The 5762-nt window shown below is 44.3% G+C and carries 3 protein-coding genes; 2 read left to right on the top strand and 1 reads right to left on the bottom strand.

Annotated elements, in window-relative coordinates; all coding sequences use genetic code 11:
* Window positions 1–2366 (bottom strand): PD40 domain-containing protein (locus tag KGY70_16115; GenBank protein ID MBS3776723.1); only part of this gene is annotated, 2366 nt, incomplete at its 3' end.
* Window positions 2367–2665: 299 nt separating this feature from the next.
* Between KGY70_16115 and KGY70_16110 the strand changes: the two genes are divergently transcribed.
* Both KGY70_16110 and KGY70_16105 read left to right on the top strand, forming a co-directional pair.
* Window positions 2666–3109 carry a response regulator gene (locus KGY70_16110; GenBank protein ID MBS3776722.1) on the top strand — a complete coding sequence of 148 codons (444 nt, stop codon included), beginning with the start codon at window positions 2666–2668 and terminating at the stop codon, window positions 3107–3109.
* A 326-nt stretch (window positions 3110–3435) separates the two neighbouring features.
* On the top strand, window positions 3436–5493 hold the full coding sequence (locus KGY70_16105; GenBank protein ID MBS3776721.1) for a S9 family peptidase: 2058 nt from the start codon (window positions 3436–3438) through the stop codon (window positions 5491–5493).
* The last annotated feature ends 269 nt before the right edge of the window (window positions 5494–5762 follow it).

Here is a 5762-nt window from a genome sequence, read left to right as displayed (position 1 = left end):
GCCTTGAAAGAAGGATTCCAGTTCAGTCCCGAGTATATCTTTTTGATGCGGTAGCGGTTGTCGGCAATTTCATAATCTGCACCCAACAACCCTGTTTTAACGCTTTCCTCATGGGGCATGTCGCCTCCACCCACATAATTATGGCCGACCACCATTTCGCCCATCATCTCGGAAAAAAGATAGTTCAGGTCTTCCCTGTGTCCCACATGGGGGAGAAACTTTTCATATTTCTGCTTTATGGCTTTCCAGTCGGCGCCATGCATGTTTTCAACATAGAAATAATCCCTTTCAATCCTCCAAAGTTCATCGAACATCTGCTCCCATTCCTCTTCGGGATTCACCTTAACTTTAAGCTCGGACAAATTCAATGTGCCTTTTCCCGGCTCCGGTTTGGTGGTAGCATCGGTAACTGCATAATCACCACCCAAAGTGGCATAGATCATCTTTTGGCCATCGGCGCTTATCTCATAATCCCGGATACCTTCCAGATACACCTCGTCTTTTTCTTCTTCCATATCAAATGCATGGAGGGTATATCCCGGCTTGTCGGGAACATCTTCCCTGTAGAGCAATTTGCCTTTCACACCGCCTTCAAGTTTTGAATAGGTTCTGGTGGGCACCGGCAGCGATACGATTCGCTGATCCAGGTCTTCAAAATCAATATTTACCTTAATCCCCGGCTCTTCTTCATTCTTTTCGTCACCTTCCTCTTTTTTATCATCCGTTGGTTCTTCATCGCTCTCCGGTGCAAAGGGCGACTCTTTTCCTTCTTCCAAAACCACTGCATACAGGCTGCTGGTTACCCTGTGCGGATAGTTGGTCATGTCCAGCCAGCTTGCGTTGGGTCCAAAATCGTTACTGGCAGCAAAGAACAGGTGTTTGCCTTCTGCCCCGAAAGTGGGATAGGTGGCTTCGCTCATACCATCTGTGATCTGCCTTTTCTCATCTGTTTCCACATCATATACGAATACCGCACTGAGCTGATTTTCCAGCCGCCGGGTATAAGTAATCCATTTGCTGTCGGGTGACCAATCCGGGGTGAACTTGGGCATGGGATTGGCATAAATATCCCTGTCGATTTTCACGGGCTCCTTATCTTCCATATTCATGTAATACAGGTTCAGATGCTTGTCGTAAAAAGTAAGCTTCTCACTGTCGGGCGACCAGTAAGGTCCGTGGTAGAAAGAGGGATCATCAAAAGAAACGGTGGTGGGTTCGGTCTGTCCTTTCTGATCGGTAATCATCAGTTGGTATTCACCACCGGCATCGGAGAACCAGGCAATTTTTTCGCCATCGGGTGACCAGGCCGGAAATCGGTCATGAACAGCCGGTGTTTCGGTGATGTTCCTTATATCTCCTTTTTCCGTGGGTATGGTGAATATATCCCCTCTGACACCCATCAGGGCTCTCACACCTGAAGGAGAGAGGGAGAAGTCCCTGATATAATCTTTGCCTTCCACATAATGCGGGCGTTTGTATGGTATATCCGGGTTGAGGGTGATGTGAAGCGTATTCAGTTCATCCTCTGAAATATCATACAGATGGATGCGGCCTTCCTGTTCAAATGCAAGTTTTTCTCCGCTGGAATAAAGGTTTTTGACCGGATAATCCTCAAATGTGGTAATCTGGGTCACCTCACCGGTTTCCCTGTCATATCTGAATACATTATTATATCCGTTGCGGTCGGAAAGGAAATAAACCCGGTCGTTCCCTGCCCACACAGGATAGGTATTATTGGACTGAGCAGAAGGTATTTTTTCTATTTCGTAGGTGTCGTTATTAAAAATCCATATTTCAGGAGACATGCCTCCGCGGTAATGCTTAAATGCCATCACTTCGCCGGGAGCGGGATTTTTAATGTATGCGGTATAATTTCCGTCAGGGGATATTTTTCCCTGGTGGGCTTCCGGCATAGGCATTGACTGTGGGAGGCTCCCCTCCCTTTTCACAGTAAAAAGCTTTTGGTATCTCCCGCTTTTGGATTCCCGGGATGAAGCAAATATGATCTCATCATTGCCCTTCCATCCCCTTACAATATCCTGCGAGGGGTGGTGAGTAATCCGCTGAGGATTACCCCCTTCAGCAGATACCACATAAATATCGGTGTTGCCTTCATAAGTGCCCGAAAATGCAATCCACTTTCCGTTGGGGGAAAACATGGGCCGGCTCTCTACACCTTCATGCACAGTAAGCCTTTGAACATGATTGCCGTGGGTTTCGGCAGTCCAGATATCTCCCGCATAGGCGAATGTAACCAGGTTGTCATGAACCGAGGGAGCTCTTAGTAAAAGTGTTTCTTCAGCGGACTGGGCAAAAAGCATCAATCCGCTAACGATAAAAGTAAAAAATAAAACGGTTTTCTTCATTTTTATGTGGTTTTACGGTTAAGTACCTTACCGGTCAAATTCTTGCTTTTTTTTGGCAAAACTTGTCCGGTAAGGTACTGTTAAAATTATAATTAATTTTATATGAACAGCTGCATTGGGTGTATGAAAATTTTCTAACGGCTACGTTTTTCAAAGAAAATGATAAAGATAATAAATATTTGATCACTCCTCCCCGTGAATTCATCAATTCCCGGTTATTCTTTAACCAAAAGATCCCAACCTTTTTTCATCCAATACACTATAAATATAAAAATAAAAAATTTATTGATTCTTGCGAAATGAAAAACGAAGCGGGTGATAACAAAAACAAAGGACACAGTGAGGAAGACCACGGAAAAGAAGAGAAAAGGAAACATATCCTGATTGTGGAAGATGATAAGCCAAGCAGGTTATATTATCATGAACTGATCAGGATTATGAAATCCCTCGCTGCTAAAATTTCCGTTCAATATGTATCATCAGGAGAAGAGGCGGTGGATTACTGCAGAAAAAATGCGGTAGATCTGGTTTTTATGGATGTGAAGCTACCGGGTATGAATGGATGGGAGGCTGCCCGGAGGATCAAGGCGGAAGACCCGCAGATCAGCATTATTGCACAAACAGCGTATAGTGTTTCAGGAAATTATTATAAATCCCTGGAAGCCGGCTGTGACGCGTATCTATCCAAGCCCGTCACCTCCGAGGAATTTATTGAAACGTTACAAAAATATTTACAGATGTAACTTTCAGAGAGGAATATTCGTTTAAGGGAATGTCCTAATTTTATTTTAGGATAACAATTGGGCTTAAAGGTTGGGGTTCATTGCCGTATTGGAGTGAATCCCTCCTTTTCCTTTTCAAGACAACCTATTTATCCTTCCTTTTATTGTATTATCTTTACAGTACCTTACCGGGCAAGTTTTGCCAAAAAAAGCAAGAATTTGACCGGCAAGCGCCTAATTTCAAAAACCTCTTAAAAGGCCAGGCCACCATGAAAAAAATCAAAATTTACGGAACGCTTGCATCAGTCTTACTCATTTTAATGTTTTCCTGTAAAAACAGAACCACTATGAAACCAACGGATATGCAACCCCCGGATGCAGAAAAGAAGCCTAAGGAACTAACCATTCACGGAGACACCCGTATCGACAATTATTACTGGCTGAACCAGCGGGATAATCCGGAAGTTATTGAATACCTCGAGGCCGAGAATGAATACACGGAAGCTGTTCTGAAGCCTACCGAAGACTTACAGAACAAGCTTTTTAAAGAAATGAAGGGTAGGATCAAAGAGGATGACAGCTCCGTTCCCTATAAGAAGAATGGTTATTATTATTACAGGCGCTATGAGGAAGGTAAAGAATATCCCATTTACTGCCGGAAGAAGGGATCCCTGGAAGCGGAGGAAGAAGTGATGCTGGATGTCAATGAAATGGCCAAAGGGCATGATTTCTACAGGGTGGTAGGATTGAGTGTCAGCCCTGACAACAGTATGCTGGCTTACGGGGTGGACACGGTCAGCAGAAGAAAATACACCATCCATGTAAAGGACCTGGAGACCGGTGAAACCCATGAAGATGCGATCCCGGTGACTACAGGCAATGCGGTTTGGGCCGGCGACAACAAAACATTGTTTTATACGAAGAAACAGGAAGAAACGCTGCGTGCTTATAAGATTTTCAGTCACAAGCTGGGTACTGACTTTTCACAGGACCGGGAAATATTCCACGAATCAGATGAAACTTTTGACACCTATGTTTCCAAAAGCAAGTCGGAAGCGTACATTATGATCGGCTCCCACAGTACCATGGCAGATGAATACCGTTATCTTTCCGCTTCGGATCCCGACGGCGAATTTACGGTCATTCAACCCAGAGAAAGGGGAGTGGAATATTCGGTATCTCATTTTGATGACTCTTTTTACATAGTGACCAACTGGCAAGCCAAAAATTTCAGACTGATGAAAACGCCGGTCGGACAGGATAATAAAGAAAACTGGGAGGAGGTGATCCCACACCGGGAAGACGTTTTTCTTGAAGGCATCGAAGTATTTAAGGATTATCTGGTGGTCGATGAAAGAAAAGAAGGCCTTACCCGCCTGAGGGTAATCAACTGGGAGAATAATGATGAGCATTATATTGATTTTGAGGAGGAAGCTTATTCCGCCAGCTTAGGAGTAAACCCCGATCTGAACAGCAAGGTTCTGAGATATGAATACAGCTCTCTGACCACACCCCAGTCCACTTACGACTATAATATGGAAACGAAAGAAAAAGAATTGAAAAAAAGGGAAGAAGTGTTGGGTGACTTCAATCCCAATGATTACCAAACCAGGCGTTTGTGGGCTGAAGCCGATGACGGGGAGCAAATTCCGATGTCGGTGGTATATCGTAAAGGCATCGAGCTGGACGGAAGCAATCCGGCCCTTTTATATGGATATGGTTCATACGGATACACCCGGGATGCGAGTTTCAATGCAAACCGTCTGAGTTTGCTGGATCGCGGTTTTGTTTATGCCATAGCCCATATCCGGGGAAGCCAGTATCTGGGAAGAGAATGGTATGAAGACGGCAAGCTGCTGAACAAGAAAAATACGTTCACCGATTTTAACGACTGTGCCGAGCATCTCACCAAAAAAGGATATACCAGCCCGGAACACTTGTATGCTATGGGTGGAAGCGCCGGCGGACTGCTGATGGGTGCCATTGTCAATATGCAGCCCGAACTGTATAACGGTGTGGTGGCCGCTGTTCCCTTTGTGGATATTGTCACCACCATGCTTGATGAAAGCATCCCGCTAACCACAAGCGAATTTGATGAGTGGGGTAATCCCAAAGAAGAAAAATACTATGAGTACATGTTATCCTATGCCCCTTACGACAATGTGAAGGAACAGGAATATCCCCACATGCTGGTCACCACAGGTTTGCATGATTCACAGGTACAATACTGGGAACCGGCCAAATGGATTGCCAAACTGAGGGATAAGAAGACGGATGACAATATACTTATCCTTCAAACCAATATGGAGGCAGGACACGGTGGAGCCTCAGGGCGCTATGAGGCCCTGAGGGAAACGGCCAGAAATTATGCGTTTATCCTGTATCTGGAAGGGATGATTGGATGATTGGTTGCCTGGTTGATTGAATGATTGAATGATTGGATGATCCTTGCGGAACTCAAAACAAATGAGCTTGGATTATTTCTACCGCAGCTATAGCTGCAAACAAATTTCTCATAAACTGATGATAGGCATTGTTGTAAAAATAAACCATTTAACTTTTTTTTGAACCACATAGAAACATAGGAAAGATAGGATTTCACATAGATTTATTTTTCATTCGGCAATTGAGAGGACAAAGTTTTAATAAGGCTTTTTGACTTTCTTGGGTTACT

The organism is Bacteroidales bacterium, from assembly GCA_018334875.1.
Lineage (GTDB): Bacteria > Bacteroidota > Bacteroidia > Bacteroidales > UBA12077 > JAGXLC01.
The sequence above is the reverse complement of the archived record's forward strand: the minus strand, read 5'-3'. Positions and strand labels throughout refer to the sequence as shown.